We start from the raw sequence: 24,748 nt of genomic DNA on the forward strand, positions 1-24,748 counted from the left end.
GTGAACCCGTGCCTTGACTGGGCTGCCGGGCAGGGCGCGGGCCAGACGGGCGCGGCGTAACTGGCACGAAACTGGCTGTATCCGGCAGACAACAATCACAAGAAGGCCACGCCATGTCCCTGGTGCTGGAACAGGTCAGTCGCAGCGTCGACAACCAGGCCTGGATCGTCGATGCCTCGCTGCGCTTCGAACCCGGCTCGTTCAATGTATTGCTGGGCCGTACCCTGGCCGGCAAGACCAGCCTGATGCGTCTGATGGCCGGGCTCGACCGCCCGGACCGTGGGCGCGTGCTGATGGATGGCCAGGACGTGACCGGCGTGCCGGTGCGCCTGCGCAACGTGTCGATGGTGTATCAGCAGTTCATCAACTACCCCACCCTCAGCGTGTACGAGAACATCGCCTCGCCGCTGCGCCAGGCACGCATGGCCGAGCCGGAGATTCGTCGACGGGTACAGGAAACCGCCGAGATGCTGCGCATCGAAGCCTACCTGCAGCGCCTGCCGCTGGAGCTGTCCGGTGGCCAGCAACAGCGCACGGCGATGGCCCGGGCGCTGGTCAAGGATGCCTCGCTGATCCTGTTCGACGAGCCGCTGGTCAACCTCGATTACAAGCTGCGCGAGGGCCTGCGCCAGGAACTGCGCGAGCTGTTCGCGGCGCGCCACTGCATTGCCGTGTATGCCACCACCGAACCCAACGAGGCGTTGGCGCTGGGCGGCACCACGACGCTGGTGCACGAAGGCCGGATCGTCCAGAGTGGGCCTACCGCCGAGGTCTACCAGCGCCCCGGCAGCGTGCTGGCCGCCGAGCTGTTTTCCGAGCCGCCGATCAACCTGGTGCCTGGCCGTATCAGCGGTAACGAGGTGAGCCTGGCCCAGGCCGTGCACTTTGCCCGCAATGCCGACCTGCAGCCGCTGGCCGAAGGCGACTACCGCTTTGGCGTACGGCCCAGCCACATCAGCCTGGTGCCGGCCCACGACGATGACCTGGAGCTGGCCGTGCTGGTCGAGCTTGCCGAAATCAGTGGCTCGGAGACTTTCCTGCATGTGCGCAATGACCACTGGCGCATGACCCTGCATTTGCCCGGGGTGCACGAATACCAGGTGGACACGCCGATCCGCGTGTTCATTCCCACCCACAAGCTGTTCGTGTTCGACAGTGCCGGGGCGTTGGTGCAGGCCCCCGGGCTACGCCAGGCAAGGAGAGGGTGATGGCCGAAATCCGTCTGCGCCAACTGGCGCACAGCTATAGCCGCCAGCCCGCCAGCGAGGCGGACTATGCCCTGCACGCACTGGAACATGTGTGGGAGCAGGGCGGTGCCTATGCCTTGCTGGGGCCGTCGGGCTGTGGCAAGTCGACCTTGCTCAATATCATTTCCGGGCTGCTGACGCCGTCCCATGGCGAGGTGCTGTTCGATGGCAAGCCGGTCAACCAGTTGCCGCCGCAGGCGCGCAACATCGCCCAGGTGTTCCAGTTTCCGGTGGTGTACGACAACCTGTCGGTATACGACAACCTGGCGTTTCCCCTGCGCAACCAGGGGCTCGACGAAGCCCGCGTGCGCGCCCGGGTGGAGGAGATTGCCGAGGTGCTCGACCTGACCGCGGCGTTGCGCAAGAAGGCCCGCAACCTCAGCGCCGACGAAAAGCAGAAAGTCTCCATGGGCCGTGGCCTGGTGCGTGACGATGTATCGGCAATCCTGTTCGACGAGCCACTGACGGTGATCGACCCGCACCTGAAGTGGAAGCTGCGGCGCAAGCTCAAGCAGATCCACGAGCAGTTCAACATCACCATGATCTACGTCACCCACGACCAGCTGGAAGCCTCGACCTTCGCCGACAAGATCGCGGTGATGCACGGCGGGCGCATCGTCCAGTTCGGCACCCCGCGCGAGCTGTTCGAGCGGCCACGGCACACCTTCGTCGGCTATTTCATCGGCAGCCCGGGAATGAACCTGATCGAGGTGCGCGCCGAGGCCGACGGGGTGAGCTTCGGTGATATCCACCTGCCCCTGCCAGATGGCTTGCGCGAGCGCCTGGCGGCGACGGCAGGCGGGCGCTTGCAGGTCGGCATCCGCCCCGAGTTCGTGCAGCTGTGGGACAGCCCGTTCGAGGATGCCTACCCGGCGCGGGTACTGGACGTCGAGGACCTGGGCACCTACCGCATCGTCACCCTCGAGCTGGGTGGCGTCGCGCTCAAGGCACGCCAGGGCGAGGACCGCCCAGTGCCTGTAACCCAGGCCTGGGTCAGCCTGCCGGCGCAGTGGCTGATGCTGTACCTCGACGATGTGCTGCTGGAGGTCGCGCCATGAACAAGGTGCCCAACAACAAGGCCTGGTGGCTGGTGCTGCCGGTGTTCCTGCTGGTGGCGTTCAGTGCCGTGGTGCCGATGATGACCGTGGTCAACTACTCGGTGCAGGACATTTTCGACCAGTCCAACCGCTACTTCGTCGGTGCCGACTGGTACCGCCAGGTACTGCGCGACCCGGCTCTGCATGACGCGCTGCTGCGCCAGTTCATCTATTCCGCCTGCGTGCTGCTGATCGAGATCCCGCTGGGCATCGCCATTGCCCTGACCATGCCGACCAAGGGGCGCATGGCGTCGGTGTGCCTGATCATCATGGCCATCCCGTTGCTGATCCCGTGGAACGTGGTCGGCACCATCTGGCAGATCTTCGGCCGTGCCGACATCGGCCTGCTGGGCGCCACCCTGGCCAAGCTGGGGGTCAGCTACAACTACGCCGGCAACCCGTTCGACGCCTGGCTTACCGTGCTGGTGATGGACGTCTGGCACTGGACCTCGCTGGTGGCGCTGCTGTGCTATTCAGGCCTGCGCGCCATCCCCGACGTGTATTACCAGGCCGCGCGCATCGACCGTGCCTCGGGCTGGGCGGTGTTCCGCCATATCCAGTTGCCGAAGCTGAAGAACGTGTTGCTGATCGCGGTGATGCTGCGCTTCATGGACAGCTTCATGATCTACACCGAGCCCTTCGTGCTGACCGGCGGTGGGCCCGGCAATGCGACCACCTTCCTCAGCCAGACCCTCACGCGCATGGCCGTGGGCCAGTTCGACCTGGGCCCGGCGGCGGCGTTTTCGCTGGTGTACTTCCTGATCATCCTGCTGGTGTCGTGGCTGTTCTACACAGCCATGACCCATGCTGACAAGGACTAGGCCATGAGCACACGCAAATCGCTGGCCCTGCTGCTGTACTTCTTCTTCCTGCTGGTGCCGATCTACTGGCTGCTGAACATGTCGTTCAAGAGCAATACCGAGATCCTCGGTAGCCTGACCCTGTGGCCGCAGGCATTCACCCTAGACAACTACCGGGTGATCTTCACCGATGCCAGCTGGTACAGCGGCTATATCAACTCGCTGTACTACGTATGCCTGAACACGCTGATTTCACTGCTGGTAGCGTTGCCAGCCGCGTATGCCTTCTCGCGCTACCGCTTCCTCGGCGACCGGCACCTGTTCTTCTGGCTGCTGACCAACCGCATGGCGCCGCCGGCGGTGTTCCTCCTGCCGTTCTTCCAGCTGTATTCGTCGATCGGCCTGTTCGACACCCACATCGCCGTGGCCCTGGCCCACTGCCTGTTCAACGTGCCGCTGGCAGTGTGGATCCTGGAAGGCTTCATGTCGGGTGTGCCGAAGGAAATCGACGAAACGGCCTACATCGACGGGTACAGCTTCCCGCGCTTCTTTGTGAAGATTTTCATTCCGTTGATCGGCTCCGGCATCGGCGTCACAGCGTTTTTCTGCTTCATGTTTTCCTGGGTCGAACTGCTGCTGGCGCGCACGCTGACCTCGGTGAATGCCAAGCCGATCGCCGCGGTAATGACCCGTACCGTGTCGGCATCGGGCATCGATTGGGGGGTGCTGGCAGCAGCGGGTGTTCTGACCATCCTGCCCGGCATGCTGGTGATCTGGTTCGTGCGCAACCATGTGGCCAAGGGCTTTGCCCTGGGCCGGGTCTGAGGAGGGTACGGCATGGAGTGGATGGCCTGGACCTTGCCGACGGCGCTGTTCTTCGCCGCCGTGGGTGTACTGCTGCTGGGCATGACCTTGCTCGAGCTGCGCCGACCTTGCGTGGAGCGACGCGGCTTTCTACCGCTGGTCACCAGCCGTGGCGACCGCTTGTTCATCGGCCTGCTGGCCAGCGCCTACCTGCATCTGTTGGTGGTTGGCGTCAGCGAGTGGCCATTGTGGGTAGCCTCGCTGCTGTCTCTGGCGTGGCTGTTGGTGGTGCTGCGCTGGGGCTGAGCGAGCGGCCCTGTGGGATAACTGAAACGGGAGATCACAATGTTCGACAACAAGTACAACAGGCGACATTTGACCCTGGCCGCGTTGCTGGTGCTGGCCAGCGCGCAAGGCACAGCCTGGGCCGACCAGTACGAGGACGCGGCGAAGAAATGGATCGGCAGCGAGTTCAAGCCGTCGACCCTTACCCCGGAACAGCAGCTGGCTGAACTCAAGTGGTTCATCAAGGCAGCCGAGCCGTTCCGTGGGATGAAGATCAATGTGGTGTCCGAAACCATTACTACCCATGAGTACGAGTCCAAGGTGCTGGCCAAGGCCTTCAGTGAAATCACCGGTATCCAGCTGACCCACGACCTGCTGCAGGAAGGCGACGTGGTGGAAAAGCTGCAGACACAGATGCAGTCGGACAAGAACATCTATGATGGCTGGGTCAACGATTCCGACCTGATCGGTACGCACTTTCGCTATGGCAAGGTGGAATCGATCACCGACCTGATGGCCAACGAGGGCAAGGACTACACCTCGCCGACCCTCGACCTGAAGGACTTCATCGGCATTTCCTTCACCACCGCGCCCGATGGCAAGGTCTACCAGTTGCCCGACCAGCAGTTCGCCAACCTGTACTGGTTCCGTGCCGACTGGTTCGAACGGCCCGAGCTGAAGGCCAGGTTCAAGCAAAAGTACGGTTACGAGCTGGGCGTGCCGGTGAACTGGTCGGCCTACGAGGACATTGCCCGGTTCTTCACCGAAGACGTCAAGGAAATCGACGGCAAGCGCGTCTATGGCCACATGGACTATGGCAAGAAAGACCCGTCGCTGGGCTGGCGCTTCACCGACGCCTGGTTCTCCATGGCCGGTGGCGGTGACAAGGGCCTGCCCAACGGCCTGCCGGTGGACGAATGGGGCATTCGCGTGGAGGACTGCCACCCGGTGGGCTCCAGCGTGACCCGCGGCGGCGACACCAACGGCCCGGCGGCGGTCTACGCCACGCAGAAGTACGTGGACTGGATGCGTGCCTATGCGCCCAAGGAGGCCCAGGGCATGACCTTCTCCGAGGCCGGCCCGGTGCCTGCCCAGGGCAACATTGCCCAGCAGATCTTCTGGTACACCGCGTTCACCGCCGACATGACCAAGCCCGGCTTGCCAGTGGTGAATGCCGATGGCACGCCGAAGTGGCGCATGGCGCCATCGCCGAAGGGGCCGTACTGGGAGGAGGGGATGAAGCTGGGCTACCAGGACACCGGGTCGTGGACTTTCTTCAAGTCCACCCCCGAGAAGCAACGGCTGGCGGCATGGCTGTACGCGCAGTTCGTCACGTCCAAGACGGTATCGCTGAAAAAGACCATTGTCGGCCTCACGCCGATTCGGGAATCGGACATCAACTCCCAGGCCATGACCGATCTGGCGCCCAAGCTGGGCGGGCTGGTGGAGTTCTATCGCAGCCCGGCGCGGGTGCAGTGGACCCCGACCGGCACCAACGTGCCGGACTATCCACGCCTCGCGCAGTTGTGGTGGAGCCACATTGCCGAGGTGGCCAGCGGCGAGAAAACCCCGCAGGAAGCCCTGGATGGGCTGGCCCGCGACCAGGACCGGATGATGGAGCGCTTGCAGCGGTCCAATGCCCAGGCCACCTGCGCGCCGAAGCTGAACCCGGAACGGGATGCCCAGTACTGGTTCGACCAGCCAGGTGCACCGAAACCGAAACTGGCCAACGAGAAGCCCAAGGGCGAGACCGTCAGCTACAGCGAGCTGCTGAAGTCGTGGGAGGCGGCCAGGAAGTGATCGGCTGAGGATTTGGGTTGATGCGTGAATCGAGCGCCGCCCGCGCGGCGCTCGATCTCATAGGCGCTAAACCTCCCACGCCAGGCAAAAAAAAACGGCACCTGCCAGAGGTGCCGTTTTCATATCACGCAATGTTACTTGTGCAGCTCTTCCGCCGCATACAGCGTGTTTTCCAGCAGGCATGCCCGGGTCATCGGCCCGACGCCACCCGGCACCGGGGTGATCCAGCCCGCGCGCGGCAGGGCGGTCTCGTAGACCACGTCGCCGACCAGCTTGCCGTCTTCCTGGCGGTTGATGCCGACGTCGATGACGATGGCACCTTCCTTGATCCATTCGCCCTTGACCAGGCCCGGCTTGCCGGCAGCCACGACCACCAGGTCGGCACGCCCGACATGGCCGGCCAGGTCCTTGGTGAAGCGGTGGCAGACGGTCACGGTGCAGCCGGCCAGCAGCAGTTCCATGGCCATCGGGCGGCCGACGATGTTGGATGCGCCGACGATGACCGCGTTCATGCCGTACAGGTCCTGGCCGGTGCTTTCCAGCAGGGTCATGATGCCCTTCGGCGTGCACGGGCGCAGCAGCGGGATGCGCTGGGCCAGGCGGCCGATGTTGTACGGGTGGAAACCGTCCACGTCCTTGTCCGGGCGAATGCGCTCGAGCAGCAGCGAGGCATCCAGGTGCGCCGGCAGCGGCAGTTGCAGCAGGATGCCGTCGACGGCCGGGTCGTCATTGAGGCGATCGATCAGCTCGGTCAGGGCCTGCTGCGTGGTGTCGCTGGGCAGGTCGAACGCCTGGGAAATGAAGCCGACCTCTTCGCAGTCCTTGCGCTTGTGCGAGACATAGACTTGGGAGGCGGGGTCGGTGCCGACCAGGATCACTGCCAGGCCGGGTGTACGCAGGCCTTGCTGGCGACGCTCCACGACACGTTGAGCGATCTGCTGGCGCAGGCTGGCGGCGATCGCCTTGCCATCGATTAGGTGTGCAGTCATAGACGCGTGATTAACCATCGAGAAGGAAACAATTAAAGAGGGCGCATTCTCGCACGACACGGGCCAAGGGCAAAGGCGGGTGGTCGGGCAAATCCCCTAAGCCCTTAAATAATTTAAATTTTTTTGAGAAAGGTGTTGACGACATTCAGGCTCGCCTATAAGATTCGCCGCACTTGTCGGGCACAGCCTAGCACTGGTTGGCGAAGTCGGGCAGAATGAGTGGTTTAGCAGCTATCTGTTAAGGTCTCGTTCGGTTAGGCTTCAAGCTTAAGCGCCCGTAGCTCAGCTGGATAGAGCATCCGCCTTCTAAGCGGATGGTCGCAGGTTCGAGTCCTGCCGGGTGCGCCATTTAGGCAGCTTTGGCAAGCAAGTAAGTTGTAATGCGATATGGTGGGCGTAGCTCAGTTGGTAGAGCGCTGGATTGTGATTCCAGTTGTCGTGGGTTCGATTCCCATCGTCCACCCCATATTTTTCAAAGGCGCCGCGATAGCATCTGGCGCCTTTGTTTTAAGCGTTACGCGGACGTGGTGAAATTGGTAGACACACTGGATTTAGGTTCCAGCGGCGCAAGCTGTAAGAGTTCGAGTCTCTTCGTCCGCACCATGTTTCTGTAAGGTTGTATCGCAATACCGCAAGACCGCAATATGGTGGGCGTAGCTCAGTTGGTAGAGCGCTGGATTGTGATTCCAGTTGTCGTGGGTTCGATTCCCATCGTCCACCCCATATTTTTCGAAGGCGCCTTGGTCGTGAGACTGGGCGCCTTTGTTGCTTTTGGCGTGTTTGCCTTGATGGTTGTGGCGTCCGTGAGATCGAGCGCCGTCCGCGCGGCGCTCGATCTCACGGACGCCGCAAGGCTCAAGCCGTAAACTTCGCAGCCATCACTTGATCCCCCTTGCAATCCTCTGGTGGCACCCCAATAAAAGCTGTTAGATTTCAGCCGGTTGAAACACCGGCCCAGCTGGCCGGCAGAGGAACAACCCGATGATCGCAAAAGAAGCCCGTCAGGCACTGGCGCTGCAGCGTTTTGCCGAGGCCAACCCGCAACTGCTCGAAGAGATCCGCGAGCTGGATGCACGTGAGCAGGCCCAGCAGATCGAATGGGCCTTCGAAGATGCAGCCGAGGAGCAGGGCATCCAGCCCTGGGAGCTGGCCTTGCAACTGATCGCCGAAACCCCGGAGCAGCTGCAGGCCATGCGCCTGGAGACGCACCGCGAGGTGGCCGAAGCGCTGGGGATGGAATGGGAAGAGTACTGCCAGTTCAACGAGATCGATCCCGAATAAAGGAAGCGAATTCGTCGCGGCAGTTGTTTGACAAGGTATTTCGGCTGTTGGGCGCCCAAGGCGCCGCGCAGCCCTTTTTGAAGCAGGCCCTGCGGCACGCCGTACGGGCCTTGAAAGTTAATCGACCGGCGTGGCTTCCCGTCGTCCCGGGTGGGGTGACTTCTGCTGCGCGACTCACTAGAATGCTTGCCCTTGATTCTGGAGTCGGGCTAACGCCGGCTAACGTCTGTGCAACGAGGAATATCCATGCAAGTTTCTGTTGAAAACACTTCCGCTCTCGAGCGCCGCATGACCATCGCCGTTCCGGCCGAGCGCGTCGAGAACGAAGTCAACAAGCGTCTGCAACAGACTGCCAAGCGCGCCAAGGTTGCAGGCTTCCGCCCAGGCAAGGTGCCGATGAGCGTGATCCGTCAGCGCTTCGAGGCCGATGCCCGTCAAGAGGCGTTCGGTGACCTGGTTCAGGCTTCCTTCTACGAAGCCATTGTCGAGCAGAAGCTGAACCCGGCTGGCGCCCCTGCGGTAGAGCCGAAGTCCTTCGAGAAGGGCAAGGACCTGGAATTCGTTGCCATCTTCGAAGTGTTCCCCGAGTTCACCGTTGCCGGCCTCGAGTCGATCAGCGTCGAGCGCCTGAGCGCCGAAGTGGCTGACGCCGACCTGGACAACATGCTGGAAGTGCTGCGCAAGCAGAATACCCGTTTCGAGGCGGTCGAGCGCGCTGCGCAGAAAGACGACCAGGTCAACATCGACTTCGTCGGCAAGGTCGACGGTGAAGTGTTCGCTGGCGGTTCGGCCAAGGGCACTCAGCTGGTACTGGGCTCCGGCCGCATGATCCCGGGCTTCGAAGACGGCCTGGTTGGCGCCAAGGCAGGTGAAGAGCGCGTTGTCAATGTGACCTTCCCCGAGGACTACCAGAACCTGGACCTGGCTGGCAAGGCCGCCGAGTTCACCATCACCGTCAACAGCGTTGCTGCCCCGGTGCTGCCAGAGCTGAACGAAGAATTCTTCGCCCAGTTCGGCATCAAGGAAACCACCCTGGAAGGCTTCCGCGCCGAAGTTCGCAAGAACATGGAGCGTGAACTGCGCCAGGCCATCAAGGCCAAGGTGAAGAACCAGGTCATGGACGGTCTGCTGGCCGCCAACCCGATCGAAGTGCCGAAAGCGCTGCTGGAAAACGAAGTCAACCGTCTGCGCGTGCAGGCTGTTCAGCAGTTCGGTGGCAACATCAAGCCTGAGCAACTGCCGGCCGAGCTGTTCGAAGAGCAAGCCAAGCGCCGCGTGGTGCTGGGCCTGATCGTCGCCGAAGTGGTCAAGCAGTTCGAACTGAAGCCGGACGAAGGCAAGGTTCGCGAAATGATCGAGGAAATGGCTTCGGCCTATCAGGAGCCTGAGCAGGTCATCGCCTGGTACTACAAGAACGACCAGCAACTGAACGAAGTCCGTTCGGTTGTGCTGGAAGAACAAGTTGTAGATACTGTTCTGCAGAAAGCGACTGTGACCGACAAGTCGGTCTCGTACGAAGACGCCGTTAAACCAGCACAGGCTCCTGCCGCCGCTGAATAACCGGCTTCTCTCGTAGGAAACCCCCACAAGCCAGCCTTCGAGCTGGCTTGTGCGTATTCAAGCCATGACTATTTGGGAGTGAGCGCAGGACATGTCCCGCAATTCTTATATTCAGCAGAGCTCTGACATCCAGGCCGCAGGCGGCCTGGTCCCGATGGTTATCGAGCAGTCCGCCCGTGGCGAACGCGCTTACGACATCTACTCGCGCCTGTTGAAGGAGCGTGTGATCTTCCTGGTTGGCCCGGTAGAGGACTACATGGCCAACCTCGTCGTGGCGCAACTGCTGTTCCTGGAAGCAGAAAACCCGGACAAGGATATCCATCTGTACATCAACTCGCCGGGCGGTTCCGTGACCGCCGGCATGTCGATCTACGACACCATGCAGTTCATCAAGCCGGACGTCTCGACCATCTGCATCGGCCAGGCCTGCAGCATGGGCGCCTTCCTGCTGGCTGCCGGTGCCAAGGGCAAGCGTCACTGCCTGCCGAACTCGCGCGTGATGATCCACCAGCCGCTGGGCGGCTTCCAGGGTCAGGCCACCGATATCGAGATCCACGCCCAGGAAATCCTCAATATCAAGGCCCGTCTGAACGAGCTGCTGGCCTATCACACCGGCCAGGACCTCGAGACCATCAAGCGTGACACCGAGCGTGACAACTTCATGAGCGCCTCGCGCGCGGCCGAGTACGGCCTGATCGACTCGGTCTACGACAAGCGGCAACTGGCCTCCTGAACCGGGGTGCCAGAGCAGGTAGGCGCGGAAAGCGCCTACCTGCGGACTTGAAAAAGCCCGCAATTGCCTTCATCTTGTGTTGCAAGCCTACCGGATTGGATCGATCGAATGACTGACACCCGTAACGGCGAGGACAGCGGCAAATTGCTCTATTGCTCCTTCTGCGGCAAAAGCCAGCACGAAGTGCGCAAATTGATTGCCGGGCCCTCGGTATTTATCTGCGACGAGTGCGTCGACCTGTGCAATGACATCATCCGTGAGGAGGTGCAGGAAGCCCAGGCCGAGAGCAGCGCGCACAAATTACCTTCGCCGAAAGAAATCAGCGGCATCCTGGACCAGTATGTGATTGGTCAGGAGCGCGCGAAAAAGGTGCTGGCCGTAGCGGTGTACAACCACTACAAGCGCCTGAACCAGCGTGACAAGAAGGGTGACGAAGTCGAACTCGGCAAGAGCAACATCCTGCTCATCGGGCCGACCGGCTCGGGCAAGACCCTGCTCGCCGAAACCCTTGCACGCCTGTTGAACGTACCGTTCACCATTGCTGACGCCACCACCCTGACCGAAGCCGGTTACGTGGGTGAGGACGTCGAGAACATCATCCAGAAGCTGTTGCAGAAGTGCGACTACGACGTGGAAAAGGCCCAGATGGGCATCGTCTACATCGACGAGATCGACAAGATTTCGCGCAAGTCGGACAACCCGTCCATCACCCGTGACGTTTCGGGCGAGGGCGTGCAGCAGGCACTGCTGAAGCTGATCGAAGGCACCGTGGCCTCGGTACCGCCGCAGGGCGGCCGCAAGCACCCGCAACAGGAATTCCTGCAGGTTGATACCCGCAACATCCTGTTCATCTGCGGTGGCGCCTTCTCGGGCCTGGAAAAGGTCATCCAGAACCGCTCCACCAAGGGTGGCATCGGTTTTGGCGCCGAAGTGCGCAGCAAGGAAGAAGGCAAGAAGGTTGGCGAGTCGCTGCGTGAGGTCGAACCGGATGATCTGGTCAAGTTTGGCCTGATCCCGGAATTCGTCGGCCGTCTGCCGGTGCTGGCAACCCTCGACGAGCTGGACGAGGCTGCACTGATGCAGATCCTCACCGAGCCGAAGAACGCCCTGACCAAGCAGTATGCCAAGCTGTTCGAGATGGAAAGCGTCGACCTCGAGTTCCGCAGCGATGCGCTCAAGGCCGTTGCGCGCAAGGCCCTGGAGCGCAAGACTGGCGCCCGTGGCCTGCGTTCGATCCTCGAAGGCGTGCTGCTCGACACCATGTACGAGATTCCTTCGAAGAAGGATGTCAGCAAGGTGGTGATCGACGAGAGCGTCATCGAGGGTACTTCGCAGCCGCTGATGATCTACGAAAACAGCGAGCCGCAAGCCAAGGCTGCGCCGGATGCCTGATCCAGGCGCTGGCCACTGATGGTTGCAAGCAAGAAGGGGGCCTACGGGCCCCTTTCTGCTTTTCCTGCGCTAGCGCTTGTAATTTCCCAGGCATGCCCCCACATTAGGTCCAAGCATCATTTCCACTGTTTTCCGGCCATAAGGCCGCTGTAGAGGCGAAATCATGAAGACCACCCTCGACTTGCCTCTTTTGCCATTGCGCGATGTCGTTGTTTACCCGCACATGGTCATCCCGCTGTTCGTGGGGCGCGAAAAGTCCATCGAGGCCCTTGAGGCGGCGATGACGGGCGAAAAGCAGATCCTCCTGCTTGCCCAGAAAAACCCGGCCGACGATGACCCGGGCGAAGACGCGCTGTATCGCGTCGGTACGGTTGCCACCGTGCTGCAGCTGCTGAAACTGCCCGATGGCACTGTCAAGGTGCTGGTCGAGGGCGAGCAGCGTGGCGCCGTCGAGCGCTTCAGCGAAGTGGAAGGGCACATCCGTGCCGAGGTTTCCCTGATCGACGAAGTCGACGCCGCCGAGCGCGAGTCGGAAGTCTTCGTGCGCACGCTGCTGTCGCAGTTCGAACAGTACGTGCAGCTGGGCAAGAAAGTACCCGCCGAGGTGCTGTCGTCGCTGAACAGCATCGAAGAGCCGGGGCGCCTGGTCGACACCATGGCCGCGCACATGGCGCTGAAAATCGAGCAGAAGCAAGAAATTCTCGAAATCGTCGACCTGCCGACCCGCGTCGAGCACGTGCTGGCGCTGCTGGATGCCGAAATCGACCTGCTGCAGGTCGAAAAGCGCATTCGCGGTCGGGTCAAGAAGCAGATGGAGCGCAGCCAGCGCGAGTACTACCTGAATGAGCAGATGAAGGCCATTCAGAAAGAGCTCGGCGATGGCGACGAAGGCCACAATGAAGTCGAAGAGCTGAAAAAGCGCATCGAAGCCGCTGGCCTGCCCAAGGACGCCCTGGCCAAGGCCCAGGCCGAGCTGAACAAGCTCAAGCAGATGTCGCCGATGTCGGCCGAGGCCACCGTGGTCCGCTCCTACCTCGACTGGCTCGTCCAGGTGCCGTGGAAGGCCCAGAGCAAGGTGCGCCTGGACCTGGCCAAGGCCGAGGAAATCCTCGACGCCGACCATTATGGCCTGGAAGAGGTCAAGGAACGCATTCTCGAGTACCTTGCCGTGCAGAAGCGCGTCAAGAAGATCCGTGGGCCGGTACTGTGCCTGGTCGGCCCGCCTGGCGTCGGCAAGACCTCGTTGGCCGAATCGATCGCCGCTGCCACCAATCGCAAGTTCGTGCGCATGGCCCTGGGTGGGGTGCGTGACGAGGCCGAGATCCGTGGCCACCGCCGTACCTACATCGGTTCCATGCCTGGGCGCCTGATCCAGAAGATGACCAAGGTGGGGGTACGCAACCCGCTGTTCCTGCTGGACGAAATCGACAAGATGGGCAGTGACATGCGTGGCGACCCAGCTTCGGCATTGCTCGAAGTGCTCGACCCCGAGCAGAACCACAATTTCAACGACCATTACCTGGAGGTCGACTACGACCTTTCGGACGTGATGTTCCTGTGCACCTCGAACTCGATGAACATCCCGCCGGCGCTGCTCGACCGCATGGAAGTCATCCGCCTGCCGGGCTACACCGAGGACGAGAAGATCAACATCGCGGTCAAGTACCTGGTGCCCAAGCAGGTCAAGGCCAACGGCCTGAAAAAGGAAGAGCTGGAGGTCGACGTTTCGGCGATCCGCGACATCATCCGCTACTACACTCGCGAAGCGGGTGTGCGTGGGCTGGAGCGGCAAATTGCCAAGGTCTGCCGCAAGGTGGTCAAGGAGCATACCGGGCAGAAACAGGTCAAGGTCAAGGTGGCCAGCGAACAGCTGGAGCACCTGCTGGGTGTGCGCAAGTTCCGCTATGGCTTGGCCGAGCAGCAGGACCAGATCGGCCAGGTCACCGGCCTGGCCTGGACCCAGGTGGGCGGCGAACTGCTGACCATCGAAGCCGTGGTCATCCCCGGCAAGGGCCAGTTGATCAAGACCGGTTCGCTCGGCGATGTCATGGTCGAATCGATCACCGCCGCCCAGACCGTGGTGCGCAGCCGCGCCCGCAGCCTGGGGATCGCTGCCGACTTCCACGAGAAGCACGACGTGCACATCCACATGCCTGAAGGCGCCACGCCGAAGGACGGCCCGAGCGCCGGTATCGGCATGTGCACCGCGCTGGTCTCGGCACTGACGCAGATTCCGGTGCGTGCCGATGTCGCCATGACTGGTGAAATTACCCTGCGTGGCCAGGTGCTGGCGATTGGCGGGCTGAAGGAAAAACTGCTGGCGGCACACCGTGGTGGTATCAAGACGGTGATCATTCCCGAGGAGAATGTTCGCGATCTGAAGGAGATTCCGGAAAATATCAAACAGGATCTGCAGATCAAACCGGTCAAATGGATTGACGAAGTCCTGCAAATTGCGCTGCAATACGCCCCGGAGCCCTTGCCAGATGTGGCTCCGGAGATTGTCGCGAAAGATGAAAAGCGCGACGGCGATGCTAAGGAAAGAATCAGCACGCACTAGTAGTTTCTGGCTGGGGGGCGTTCCTTGACAGTTTTTTCGGGGCCTTGCTATAAAGCGGCACGCTAGTGTCATCAGGCCACCCAGCGAACGTTTCATAAGCTTTTCATTACATACTTAGAAACAAACTCAATAGAGAAATAAGGGGACTTAGAGTGAACAAGTCGGAACTGATTGACGCTATCGCCGCATCTGCTGACATCCCGAAAGCTGTAGCCGGCCGTGCGCTGGACGCAGTCATCGAATCCGTCACCGGCGCCCTGAAGCAAGGTGACGATGTGGTACTGGTTGGCTTCGGTACCTTCTCGGTCAAGGAGCGTGCAGAGCGCACCGGCCGCAACCCGCAAACCGGTAAGGCAATCAAGATCGAAGCCGCCAAGGTTCCAGGTTTCAAGGCTGGCAAAGGCCTGAAAGACGCCGTCAACTAAGTCGTCTCTTTCAGCCGGACCCGGCCTGGCCAGGTCCGAGCACGCTGATGGCGGGGGCGCAAACGTTCCCGCCTGACACGTTTGCTAAGAAAAGGCGCATCCTCGGATGCGCCTTTCTTTTATCAGGTTTCTACCCACGCTCCGCGGTTGTCGACGCAGTGGTACAGCCGTTTCTGGGGGACGCATGCTGCAAAATATCAGGGACAATTCACAAGGTTGGATTGCCAAGACCATCATCGGCCTTATCGTCGTGTTGATGGCGTTGACCGGCTTCGAAGCCATTTTCCAGGCCGCCACTCATAGCCAGGACGCCGCCAAGGTGAATGGCCAGACCATCAGCCAGAACGAGTTGAGCCAGGCGGCCGACATGCAACGCCGCCAGCTGATGCAACAGTTGGGCAAGGATTTCGACCCGGCGCTGCTGGATGACAAGTTGCTGCGTGAAGAGGCACTCAAAGGCCTGATCAGTCGCAAGCTGCTGTTGCAAGGCGCCGAAGACGCCAAGTTTGCCTTCTCCGAGGCCGCGCTGGACCAGGTCATCCTGCAGACGCCGGAATTCCAGGTGGACGGCAAGTTCAGCGCCGACCGCTTCGACCAGGTCATCCGCCAGATGGGCTATGGTCGCATGCAGTTCCGCGACATGCTCGCCGAGGAAATGCTCATCGGCCAGCTGCGTACCGGCCTGGCTGGCAGCAGCTTCGTCACCGACCAGCAGGTCGACGCCTTTGCCCGCCTCGAGAAGCAGACCCGCGATTTCGCCTCGCTGACCTTCAAGGCCGACCCGGCCGCAGTCAAGGTCAGCGACGAAGAAGTCAAGGCGCACTACGACCAGCACGCCAAGGAGTTCATGTCGCCTGACCAGGTGGTGATCGACTACGTCGAGCTGAAGAAGTCGGCGTTCTTTGACCAGGTCAAGGTGACCGACGAAGAGCTCAAGGCCCAGTACGAGAAGGAAATCGCCAACCTCGCCGAGCAGCGTCACGCAGCGCACATCCTGATCGAGGTCAACGACAAGGTTACTGACGCCCAGGCCAAGGCCCGCGCCGAAGAAGTCGCGCAGCGCCTGGCCAAGGGTGAGGATTTTGCCGCACTGGCCAAGGAGTTCTCGCAGGACCCGGGTTCGGCCAACAGCGGTGGTGACCTTGGCTTCGCTGGCCCGGGCGTCTACGACCCGGCGTTCGAGGATGCCCTGTACAAGCTGCAGGTCGGCCAGGTCTCGGCACCGGTGCGTAGCGAGTTCGGCTACCACCTGATCAAGCTGCTGGGCGTGCAGGCACCGGAAGTACCGAGCTTCGCCAGCCTGAAGGACAAGCTGACCCGCGACCTGAAGATCCCGCTGGTCGAGCAGCGTTACGTCGACGCCAGCAAGCAGTTGCAGGATGCTGCCTACGAGGCTTCCGACCTGGCTCAGCCGGCCCAGGACCTGAACCTGAAGGTGCAGACCTCGGCAGCCTTCGGCCGTGAGGGTGGCGAAGGTATCACCGCCAACCGTGCGGTGGTGCAGGCAGCGTTCTCCGAGGAAGTACTGGATGAAGGTGCCAACAGCACGGCCATCGAACTCGACCCGGAAACCACCGTGGTGCTGCGCGTCAAGGAGCACCGCAAGCCGGAGCAACTGCCACTGGAGGCCGTGGCCAAGAACATTCGGGAACACCTGGCCAAGGAGAAGGCCACTGCCGAGCTCAAGGCCAAGGCCGACAAGCTGATTGCCGGCCTGCGTGACGGTTCCGTCACTGCCGGCAGCGTGCACGAAGGGCAGGGCTGGAAGGCTTACGAGGCGGTCACCCGCGGCGAGGACGGTATCGACCCGGCCGAGCTGCAGGCGCTGTTCCGCCTGGCCAAGCCAGAGTCCAAGGACAAGCCGGTGTATGGCAGCGTGGTGCTGCGTGACGGCAGCCTGGTGGTACTGCAGCTCAAGGGTGTCAACGAAGGTGCTACCGCCACCGACGAAGAGAAGCAGCAGATCCGCCGCTACCTCGCCTCGCGTGCCGGCCAGCAGGACTTCGCGGCCTACCGCAAGCAGCTGGAAGCCAAGGCAGACATCACCCGCTACTAAGGTGATGGAAGCATGAACGAACAGGCCGCCTGGTGCGGCCTGTTCTATTTGTGCCACGTGTCCCGGCGATCAGTCCGGGACAGGCACTGGGAGGCCTAGCGCTTGACGCCTTCATGATTGTCCAGCGTATCCCGCGCAATCTCCCGCCCCAGGGCGATCAGCTCGGGCGCCTTGTAGAACTCGAAAAACCGGCACACCCGCTTGGGCACGTTGATCAGCACATCCGGTGGATAGCCGGCGATCTTGTACTGTGCCAACGACGTCTGCATCACCTCGAAGCTCTGGTTGATCAAGTCCAGCAGCGAAGCGGGCCCCACGTTGTCGATGATGAACGAGCCGGTCGCCGACTTCGGTGCACCCTCGCGCTCCGGTGCCGCTGCCGGTTGCTGGGCTTCCGGGTCGGCGGCATCGGCCAGCCACGGGTTTGGCGGTGCAAGCCCTTCGGCGACGATTTCCTGTTCGATGCGGATCAACTCTTCTGCCGGCTTGCGCCGGAACGGCAGGCGCGACCCCAGCGAGCTGAGCAACGCATCGAAACGCATCTTGAATGCGGCGGGGCGTTCGATCACCGGCAACTGGTACTGCTTCTGGTTGGTGGCGTTGAGGTTGACGGCAATGATCAGGTCGCAGTGGCTGGACACCACCGGAACGATCGGCAACGGGTTGAGGATGCCGCCGTCGACCAACATGCGGTTGCCTTGCATCACCGGCGTGAACAGGCTGGGGATGGCCGCCGAGGCGCGCATGGCCTGGTGCAGGCAGCCTTCCTGGAACCAGATCTCCTGCTGGTTGGTGAGGTCGGCTGCAACCGCCGTGTAAGGGATGCGCAATTGCTCGATGTTGATCTCGCCGACAATCTTGCGAATCTGCCCGAACACCTTGTCGCCGCGAATTGCGCCGAGGCGAAAGCTGACGTCGACCAGGCGCAGCACATCCAGGTAGTCGAGGCTCTCGATCCAGTTGCGGTACTCTTCCAGCTTGCCGGCAGCGTAGATCCCCCCGATCACGGCGCCCATGGAGCAGCCGGCAATACAGGCAATGTCGTAGCCGCGGCGCTCGATTTCCTCGATCACACCGATGTGTGCATACCCCCGGGCTCCGCCCGATCCCAGTACCAGCGCCACGCGTTTGCTCATGAATGTTCCCCGGCCAGTGCAACCCTGGTTCTACAATGCACCCATCGCTGCCTGTGCATCAATGTAGACCGCGCTGAGCTACTGTAATAAAACTGGCAAGACAAAGCTGTCCGGGAGCGGCACTTTTGAGCAGCCGGAGCGTCGAACGGCCACTGTTTTTTTCCCATTGAGGTCATTACTGATGAAAGCCTGGATCTGCCTTCCACTGATTGCCTTGGCCCTTGCCGGATGTGCGGGCAAGACGGCCTACCGTGAGAGTTGTGCAACCCAGCTGGATGCTGCCTGGAAAGAGCTGGACCTGGCCAAGGCAGAAGGCTTTGCTGGTGCCGTGAGCTATTCCAAGGCCTTGTCGCTGTTGACCGGGGCCAAGACCCAGCAGCAATTCGAAGGCTATGAAAGCTGTACCCGCAAAGCCGAGAAGGCGCGCTTCTACATCCGTGAGTCCCGCGCCGGGCGCTGATCAGGGAGCGTCATTGAATGTCTGCCATGCTCGATCATGTAGTTGCCCAGATACTGGCCTTGCAGGTGCGTCTGCTGGCCTGTCGCGAACGCCTGGCTGCCAACACCGACAGCGAGGCCTTGCACGACCTGCGCACCACGCTGCGGCGCCTGCGCAGCCTGCTGCGGCCACTGCGTGGTTTGCCGGGGGTGGAGCAGCTGGAGGACGCCGCCAGGGCGCTGGGTGCCCTGACGACACCGCTGCGTGACCGCGAGGTACTGGCGGCCGAACTGATCGGGCGTGGCTTTGCCGAGGAAGGGCAGCGCCGCATCGAGGGCCGTGAGCGGACTTTCGCCAGTGTCGCTGACAGCCCGCAGCTGGCGCGGGTGCTGGCGATTGTCGATGCGTTTCCACTGTTCTTGCGAGCGGCCGCTCGCGAAGGCTTGGTCAAGACCTTGGACAAGCGTATCGACAAACGCCTGGTCAAACAGTGGCGCAAGTTGCGCCAGGCCCTGCAGGACCCGGCACACGACCGCCACTGCCTGCGCTTGCTGATCAAGCGGGCGCGCTACGGCGACGAGGCCTATCCCCAGCTCGACCATGCGGGCAAGAAACTGCAGCGCCTGTTGAAGCAGGCCCAGGGCGACCTGGGCGACTGGCACGATCGCCTGCAATGGCTGCTGCAGGCACGTGACCAAGCTGATCTGGCCCCGTGCAAGGCCGCCTGGGAACAGGAGTTGCACGAGGCCGAGCGCCAGGCGGATAGCACCCTGGAAGCCCTGCAACAGGCGCTGGCGCGGCGAAAGCCCGAAAAATGACCGATTTGCGGGCTGAACGCCAAGGGGTTGCTGGCTAGGATGAGCACAACCTTTCCCGGCCTGCAGGAGCCAGCCAATGAATTTCAAGCAATTGCTCGACGCCGTGCGGGCCAGCCCCGATGTGCTCAGTATCCCGCCCAGTTGGGCGCAGGGCCGTGCTGTCTTTGGCGGGCTCATGGCAGCGTTGGTATACGAAACCATGCGCCAGAAGATCACCGATGACCGCCCGGTGCGTTCATTGGCTATCAGCTTCGTCGCACCGGCGGCGGCGGATGTGCCCATTCGCTTCGAGGTCGAGGTGCTGCGCGAAGGCAAGGCGGTCAGCACCTTGCTGGGCCGTGCCGTTCAGGACGGCCAGGTGGTGACCTTGGTGCAGGGCAACTTCGGTGCAGGGCGGCCGTCTGTGGTGAATGTGCCGGCGTTGCCGGCCATGGACATGAAGGCGCTCGAGCAGGCGGCCCCCGAGTTGCTGCATATCAAGGGCGTCACCCCGGACTTCATGCAGCACGTGGCCTTGCGCTGGGCGATCGGTGGCCTTCCGTTCAGTGGCAACCCGTCGCGCCATATGGGTGGCTGGGTGCGTTTGCGTGGGGTGGCTGAAGAGCCGGTTAGCGAGGCGCACCTGCTGGCGTTGGTCGATGCGTGGCCGCCAAGCCTGATGCCGTTCCTCAAGCAGCCCGCGGCGGGCAGTACCCTGACCTGGACCATTGAATTCGTCCAGCCCACGCCGCAGTTGTCGACCCTCGACTGGTGCCGCTATTGCGTGGAAACCGAATATGCGCGTGATGGCTACGGGCATGCCGCCGCTGCCTTGTGGACGGCACAGGGCGAGTTGCTGGCCTTGAGCCGGCAGACTGTGACGGTATTCGCCTAGGCTGCTACCGCCGGCTCATGCCCGCAGCCTGAGCGCAACCGATCACTGGCGGTGCTTGTGGCGTTGCCGCCAGGCCTTCCACCAGGCGCCGCTCAGCACGAAGCGCGGAAAGGTGATGAACTGCTCGGTGAGCAGGCGTTGCACGGCGTCCTTGCGGTTGGCGAACGGCTCCGGCTGTTCTGCCTCCAGGCGATGGCCCTGGCGCTGCAGGCCGAGGCCGGCGATCAAGGCGATGATACCAACGGCGATCTGTCCCAGGTCCAGGCTGAACAGCCCGGACAGGATCAGCAGCGCGCCAAGAATGAACAACGGCACGGCGATCAGGTGCAGCACCAGGTTGGTCGGGTGGCGGTGGTTATGGTGGTAGCCGCGCCATTGCCAGGCGGGCAGGTTGGGCAGACGTTTGCTCATGGGCATTTCCTCTGGCTATGCCCAAAGCTTAGTGCGGCCCCCTGACGGGGGCCAATCGAGGGTGGCTATGGTGACTATAGCTTGAGCTGGCCAATGGCCTTGTTCAGTTCGCCGGCCAGTGTCGCCAGTTCGCTGCTGGTGGTCGCCGAGCCGACTGTCTGCTGCACGGTTTGCTCGGTGACATCGCGGATGCTCACCACCGCGCGGTTCATTTCTTCTGCCACCTGGCTTTGCTGCTCGGCGGCCACGGCAATCTGGGTGTTGCTTTCACGCATCTGTGCCACGGCACCGGTGATTTCGGCCAGTGCTTCACCGGCCTCACGGGCCTGCTTGACACAGTCATCGGCCTTGTACGAGCTTTCCTGCATGAACTCCACCGCATCGCGGGTGCCTGACTGCAGGGCCGAGACCATGGTGGTGATCTCGTCGGTCGAGGTTTGCACGCGCTTGGCCAGGTTGCGCACTTCATCGGCCACCACGGCAAAACCACGCCCGAGGTCGCCGGCGCGCGCCGCTTCGATAGCAGCGTTGAGTGCCAGCAGGTTGGTTTGCTCGGCGATGCTGTGGATCACATTGACCACACCGTTGATCTTCTGGCTGTCCTCGGCGAGCTGGCGGATCATCTCGGCTGTCTGCTGCACGCCGCTGGACAGCCCGGAAATCGAATCTTGCACCCGGCTGACCACCTCCTGGCCGCTGCCGGCAAGGGTGTCGGCTGTTTGTGACAGGTCGCGGGTGGCGCCGGCATGCTGGGCGATATGGTGCACCGTCGCCGACATTTCGTTGATGGCGGTAGCCGCCTGGTCGGTCTCGCTCTGCTGGCCGAGCATGCCGTGGCGCACATCGCTCATGCTCGCTGCCAGGCGCGCGGCGCCGGAGTCCAGCTGGGCGGCGGTATGGGCGACGGTGCTGACCACCCGGTGGTAGGTTGCCTGCATGGCATTGAACGCCCCGGCCATCTGGCCGACCTCGTCGCCACAGGCCAAGGGTACGCGGGCCGCCAGGTCGCCGGTTTTCTCCACGTGCAGCATGACGTCCTTGAGGGTGTTGAGCTGGCTGAGCAGGAAGCGAATCAGCAGTTGCGAAGCGCCCAGCATGGCCAGCATCAGGATCAGCACGCACACCGCGTAATTGCTGAAGCGGTCGAAGAATACCTGGCGCAGGCTTGGCGACTGGGCCAGAACCGCCACTTGTTGATCGCCACGACGCAACACCTGCGCGCCGCGCAACGGGTTGTCGCCAAGAAGCCAGGCGCTTGGCAGTTCGACCCAGCCCTGGGCGTTGCGCAGGCCATCGAGGGGCTCGCCGGCGAAGCTGGGCGTTTGCCCCGCCGACCAGCTGATGACGTTGGCCGGGCGCGGCAACGGCTGCCCCGCTGGCCAGCTGGCCAGCAGTTGCGCCTGGGCAGCGGCCTGGGCCTGCGCTGCTTCGGCGCGGGCACGCTGCTCGAGGTGCACGGCATAGAGCACCAGCAGCAGGGTCGTGACAAAGGCCACCGCATTGACGGCCCAGAACTTGTATTTCAAGGAAACATTGCTAAGCCAGGCACCCATGGGCAGGTCTTCTCTGAGTTGAGCGGAAACAATATTGGCAAGGTGCCATCATTGTGCCCGCATCCGTCAGGCCCATTGTTGATGTGTATCAAAAAACTTCAGGCGCCCGGGTTGCGTCAGCTGTGAATCTGGAAAAACGCCCGCGCCGTCGCCGTGGTATGTGCTGCCGTATGTTCGGCTGCTTCCCCACGATGCAAGGCGACCTCGCGCAGCACCTCTGGCAGGAACGCCGGCTCGTTGCGCCCATGCTTCGGCTTGGGCCGCAGGCTGCGCGGCAACAGGTAAGGCGCGTCGCTCTCGAGCATCAAGCGCCCCTCGGCAATGTTGCCCACCAGCGGGTGCAGGTGGGTTCCGCGGCGCTCGTCGCAGATCCAGCCGGTGATGCCGATGTGCAGGTCCATGTCGAGGTAGGCGAACAGCGCCTCGCGTTCGCCAGTGAAACAGTGCACTACCGCGCCAGGCAGGTGGTCACGGTAGTCCTTGAGAATTGCCAGCAGCCGTTCGCTGGCATCGCGCTCATGCAGAAACACCGGCAGGCGCAGCTCGGCGGCCAGGGCCAGTTGCGCTTCCAGGGCTTTTTCCTGCAGCGGGCGAGGGGAGAAGTCGCGGTTGAAATCCAGGCCACATTCACCCACCGCGCGTACGCGCGGTTCAGCCAGCAGTTGCCGCAAGCGCTGCTCGCTGCCGGCATCCCAGGCCTTGGCATCATGCGGGTGGACACCCGCCGTGGCGAACAGGTGGGCACCGCTCGAGTCCAGCTGCTGGCAGAGCTCCAGCGCCTGCTCGCTGACCGTCAGGCTGGTACCTGTCAGCACCATCTGCGTGACGCCGGCTTCAATGGCGCGCTCGACGATGGCTGCCTGCTGGTCGTGAAAACTGCTGTTGGTCAGGTTGACGCCGATATCGATCAGTTGCATGGTGCTACCTCGTGCCGCGGGGCGGCCAGCATAGCAAAAACCGTGTTTTTGCGAAAAAACCAAGAACTTCATGCTGTTGCCATGGTCTTTTACCGTCATTTCTCTCTCTTGGCGGTGCAGTCCATGGGTGCCGCCCACCGACCACGGACGTGTTGCATGCCGCGAAGCTGGCTCATTCTACTGGTGACGTTTGGCCTGGCCCTGACGGGGCCAGCCCACGCGCGCCTGCCGGGGCCGCAGCAGACCACCCCGCCGGCCAAGGTCCGTGACTTGCAACAGATCCGCAGCAGCCAGGTGCTGCGGGTGCTGGTCAACCAGAGCCGCAACAGTTCCGGTGAGGTCAAGGGCGAACCGGTCGGCATCGAATACTATCGCCTGCGAGCCCTGGAGCATTATCTCAATGCCCGTGCCGCCGACGGCCAGGAGATCCAGCTGAAGTTGATCCCCCGGGCCAAGGAGCAACTGCTGGGCGCCCTGGCGCGTGGCGAGGGCGACCTGGCGGTACCGGGCGAACTGCTTGACCCCAGCGCGGTTCGCGGGGTCAGCAGCAGCGCGCCGGTGCTCGACCAGGTGCCATTGGTGCTGGTGGGGCGCAAGGGCGAACGCAGCTTCAGCCATGTCGAGCAACTGTCTGGGCGTACGGTGGCGTTGACCAGCGCCAGTGCCGCCGGCCCGCTGATCCAGCAGTTGAACCAGCAGCTGGCACTGCGCAAACGTGCGCCGATCAAGGTGGAATGGGTCGATGCGACCCTGGCGGTGGAGGACGTGCTGGAGATGGTCCAGGCTGGCATTTATCACCTCACCGTAATCGAGCAACCCATTGCCCGGCGGTGGGCCCGGGTGATGCCGCGCCTGCGCCTGGACAGCCGGGTACAGCTGGGCCCGCCGCAAGCCATGCGCTGGTATGTCGGGCGTGATGCGCCACAGCTGCTGGCCACGGTCGACCGCTTTTTGCAAGGCTACCGCGCGCCGGACAACCAGGACGCCGCGTTCGAGCGCATCTACCGGCGCCAGTACCGGGTGCACAACCCGTTGGCCAGCAAGGACCGCCAGCGCCTCAACGCGTTGCGGCCGGTGCTGCAGAAACACGCTGAGGCGCAGCAGATCGACTGGCTCAACCTGGCCGCGCTGGCTTTCAAGGAGTCGACGCTCAACCCGACGGCGCGCGGCACTGGCGGCGCCCATGGCTTGATGCAGATCACGCCTTCGGCAGCGCAGCGCGTGGGGGTGAGCAACACCGCCACGGTGGATGGCAATGTCCAGGCCAGCGCCCGTTACCTGGCGCTGATCCGGCGCAAGTTCTTTGCCAGCACCAGGATCAACGAGCGTGAGCGCATGGCGTTCGTGCTGGCGGCCTACAACCTCGGCCCGGAACGGGTCCAGGCCATGCGCGCCGAAGCGCGGCGGCGCGGGCTGAACGGCAACCAGTGGTTCTTCCAGACTGAACGTATTGCCATGGAGCAGGTGGGCATGGGGCCAGTCAATTTTGTCAACAGCGTCAATAAGTACTTTGTGGCCTTCAATCGGGAGCGTGCCGGCCTGGAGCGTGTGGCGAAGCGCTGACAAATCGA

The 24,748-nt window shown here is 62.5% G+C and carries 22 protein-coding genes and 4 tRNA genes; 21 read left to right on the top strand and 5 right to left on the bottom strand.

Annotation, left to right across the window (positions count from 1 at the left end):
- The first annotated feature begins 113 nt into the window (after nt 1-113).
- From HU763_RS09345 to HU763_RS09370, 6 genes are read left to right on the top strand one after another with little or no spacing between them, the layout of a single operon-like run.
- On the top strand, nt 114-1,208 hold the full coding sequence (locus HU763_RS09345; RefSeq protein WP_186690271.1) for an ABC transporter ATP-binding protein: 1,095 nt from the start codon (nt 114-116) through the stop codon (nt 1,206-1,208).
- Nucleotides 1,208-2,305 carry an ABC transporter ATP-binding protein gene (locus tag HU763_RS09350; protein ID WP_186690269.1) on the top strand — a complete coding sequence of 366 codons (1,098 nt, stop codon included), beginning with the start codon at nt 1,208-1,210 and terminating at the stop codon, nt 2,303-2,305. Before HU763_RS09345 ends, HU763_RS09350 begins: the two co-directional genes overlap by 1 nt.
- Nucleotides 2,302-3,165, top strand: a complete 864-nt coding sequence (locus HU763_RS09355; protein ID WP_186690267.1) for a carbohydrate ABC transporter permease — start codon at nt 2,302-2,304, stop codon at nt 3,163-3,165. The genes HU763_RS09350 and HU763_RS09355 overlap by 4 nt, the downstream gene beginning before the upstream one ends.
- 3 nt (nt 3,166-3,168) lie before the next feature.
- Nucleotides 3,169-3,969 carry a carbohydrate ABC transporter permease gene (locus tag HU763_RS09360; protein ID WP_186690265.1) on the top strand — a complete coding sequence of 267 codons (801 nt, stop codon included), beginning with the start codon at nt 3,169-3,171 and terminating at the stop codon, nt 3,967-3,969.
- A 12-nt stretch (nt 3,970-3,981) separates the two neighbouring features.
- Entirely contained in the window at nt 3,982-4,254 is a 273-nt protein-coding gene (locus HU763_RS09365; protein ID WP_170029201.1) for a DUF2160 domain-containing protein, read from the top strand.
- Nucleotides 4,255-4,293: 39 nt separating this feature from the next.
- Nucleotides 4,294-6,033 (top strand): ABC transporter substrate-binding protein, encoded by a 1,740-nt coding sequence (locus HU763_RS09370; RefSeq protein WP_170029202.1) that lies wholly within the window; start codon nt 4,294-4,296, stop codon nt 6,031-6,033.
- 134 nt (nt 6,034-6,167) lie between these two features.
- On the opposite strand, the gene folD is transcribed toward HU763_RS09370, so the two are convergent.
- Complete coding sequence (folD, locus tag HU763_RS09375) at nt 6,168-7,022, bottom strand: bifunctional methylenetetrahydrofolate dehydrogenase/methenyltetrahydrofolate cyclohydrolase FolD (RefSeq protein ID WP_170029203.1); 855 nt, start codon at nt 7,020-7,022, stop codon at nt 6,168-6,170.
- Nucleotides 7,023-7,293: 271 nt separating this feature from the next.
- On the opposite strand from folD, the gene HU763_RS09380 reads away from it, so the two are divergent.
- The 11 genes from HU763_RS09380 (at nt 7,294) to HU763_RS09430 (ending at nt 17,029) form a co-directional block, all read left to right on the top strand.
- Nucleotides 7,294-7,370: transfer RNA gene (locus HU763_RS09380), tRNA-Arg, on the top strand.
- Nucleotides 7,371-7,412: 42 nt separating this feature from the next.
- Nucleotides 7,413-7,488, top strand: a tRNA-His gene (locus HU763_RS09385).
- Nucleotides 7,489-7,540: 52 nt separating this feature from the next.
- Nucleotides 7,541-7,625, top strand: a tRNA-Leu gene (locus tag HU763_RS09390).
- A gap of 44 nt (nt 7,626-7,669) precedes the next feature.
- A tRNA-His gene (locus HU763_RS09395) sits at nt 7,670-7,745 on the top strand.
- Nucleotides 7,746-8,003: 258 nt separating this feature from the next.
- Nucleotides 8,004-8,303: a DUF6388 family protein gene (locus tag HU763_RS09400; protein ID WP_025338418.1), complete on the top strand. Its 300-nt coding sequence runs from the start codon at nt 8,004-8,006 to the stop codon at nt 8,301-8,303.
- 246 nt (nt 8,304-8,549) lie between these two features.
- Nucleotides 8,550-9,863: a trigger factor gene (gene tig, locus HU763_RS09405; RefSeq protein WP_170029204.1), complete on the top strand. Its 1,314-nt coding sequence runs from the start codon at nt 8,550-8,552 to the stop codon at nt 9,861-9,863.
- A 91-nt stretch (nt 9,864-9,954) separates the two neighbouring features.
- A complete protein-coding gene (gene clpP / locus HU763_RS09410; RefSeq protein ID WP_003259400.1) occupies nt 9,955-10,596 on the top strand; it encodes an ATP-dependent Clp endopeptidase proteolytic subunit ClpP in 642 nt (213 codons plus the stop codon).
- A gap of 108 nt (nt 10,597-10,704) precedes the next feature.
- Nucleotides 10,705-11,988 carry an ATP-dependent Clp protease ATP-binding subunit ClpX gene (gene clpX, locus HU763_RS09415; protein ID WP_003250242.1) on the top strand — a complete coding sequence of 428 codons (1,284 nt, stop codon included), beginning with the start codon at nt 10,705-10,707 and terminating at the stop codon, nt 11,986-11,988.
- 163 nt (nt 11,989-12,151) lie between these two features.
- A complete protein-coding gene (lon, locus tag HU763_RS09420) occupies nt 12,152-14,548 on the top strand; it encodes an endopeptidase La (RefSeq protein WP_087501118.1) in 2,397 nt (798 codons plus the stop codon).
- 152 nt (nt 14,549-14,700) lie between these two features.
- The gene (gene hupB / locus HU763_RS09425; protein ID WP_003250246.1) at nt 14,701-14,973 is read left to right on the top strand and encodes a nucleoid-associated protein HU-beta; all 273 of its coding nucleotides are present in this window, start codon (nt 14,701-14,703) and stop codon (nt 14,971-14,973) included.
- 184 nt (nt 14,974-15,157) lie between these two features.
- Nucleotides 15,158-17,029, top strand: a complete 1,872-nt coding sequence (locus tag HU763_RS09430; protein WP_186690263.1) for a SurA N-terminal domain-containing protein — start codon at nt 15,158-15,160, stop codon at nt 17,027-17,029.
- Between the two features lie 95 nt (nt 17,030-17,124).
- Here HU763_RS09430 and HU763_RS09435 read toward each other — a convergent pair whose 3' ends face one another.
- On the bottom strand, nt 17,125-18,165 hold the full coding sequence (locus HU763_RS09435) for a patatin-like phospholipase family protein (RefSeq protein WP_170029207.1): 1,041 nt from the start codon (nt 18,163-18,165) through the stop codon (nt 17,125-17,127).
- Nucleotides 18,166-18,346: 181 nt separating this feature from the next.
- On the opposite strand from HU763_RS09435, the gene HU763_RS09440 reads away from it, so the two are divergent.
- The 3 genes from HU763_RS09440 to HU763_RS09450 all read left to right on the top strand — a co-directional run bounded on the left by HU763_RS09440 (nt 18,347) and on the right by HU763_RS09450 (nt 20,296).
- Nucleotides 18,347-18,625, top strand: coding sequence for a hypothetical protein (locus HU763_RS09440; RefSeq protein WP_003259403.1), 279 nt, complete (start codon nt 18,347-18,349; stop codon nt 18,623-18,625).
- Between the two features lie 17 nt (nt 18,626-18,642).
- On the top strand, nt 18,643-19,422 hold the full coding sequence (locus HU763_RS09445; protein ID WP_186690261.1) for a CHAD domain-containing protein: 780 nt from the start codon (nt 18,643-18,645) through the stop codon (nt 19,420-19,422).
- A gap of 76 nt (nt 19,423-19,498) precedes the next feature.
- Nucleotides 19,499-20,296 carry an acyl-CoA thioesterase gene (locus tag HU763_RS09450; RefSeq protein ID WP_186690259.1) on the top strand — a complete coding sequence of 266 codons (798 nt, stop codon included), beginning with the start codon at nt 19,499-19,501 and terminating at the stop codon, nt 20,294-20,296.
- A gap of 42 nt (nt 20,297-20,338) precedes the next feature.
- Here HU763_RS09450 and HU763_RS09455 read toward each other — a convergent pair whose 3' ends face one another.
- The 3 genes from HU763_RS09455 to HU763_RS09465 form a co-directional block, all read right to left on the bottom strand.
- Entirely contained in the window at nt 20,339-20,707 is a 369-nt protein-coding gene (locus tag HU763_RS09455) for an Mpo1-like protein (protein ID WP_170029210.1), read from the bottom strand.
- 74 nt (nt 20,708-20,781) lie between these two features.
- Nucleotides 20,782-22,260, bottom strand: a complete 1,479-nt coding sequence (locus tag HU763_RS09460; protein ID WP_186690257.1) for a methyl-accepting chemotaxis protein — start codon at nt 22,258-22,260, stop codon at nt 20,782-20,784.
- Nucleotides 22,261-22,376: 116 nt separating this feature from the next.
- A complete protein-coding gene (locus HU763_RS09465) occupies nt 22,377-23,177 on the bottom strand; it encodes a TatD family hydrolase (protein WP_186690255.1) in 801 nt (266 codons plus the stop codon).
- Between the two features lie 156 nt (nt 23,178-23,333).
- Between HU763_RS09465 and HU763_RS09470 the strand changes: the two genes are divergently transcribed.
- Nucleotides 23,334-24,740: an MltF family protein gene (locus tag HU763_RS09470; protein WP_170029213.1), complete on the top strand. Its 1,407-nt coding sequence runs from the start codon at nt 23,334-23,336 to the stop codon at nt 24,738-24,740.
- The last annotated feature ends 8 nt before the right edge of the window (nt 24,741-24,748 follow it).

Source organism: Pseudomonas anuradhapurensis, from assembly GCF_014269225.2.
Classification (GTDB): domain Bacteria; phylum Pseudomonadota; class Gammaproteobacteria; order Pseudomonadales; family Pseudomonadaceae; genus Aquipseudomonas; species Aquipseudomonas anuradhapurensis.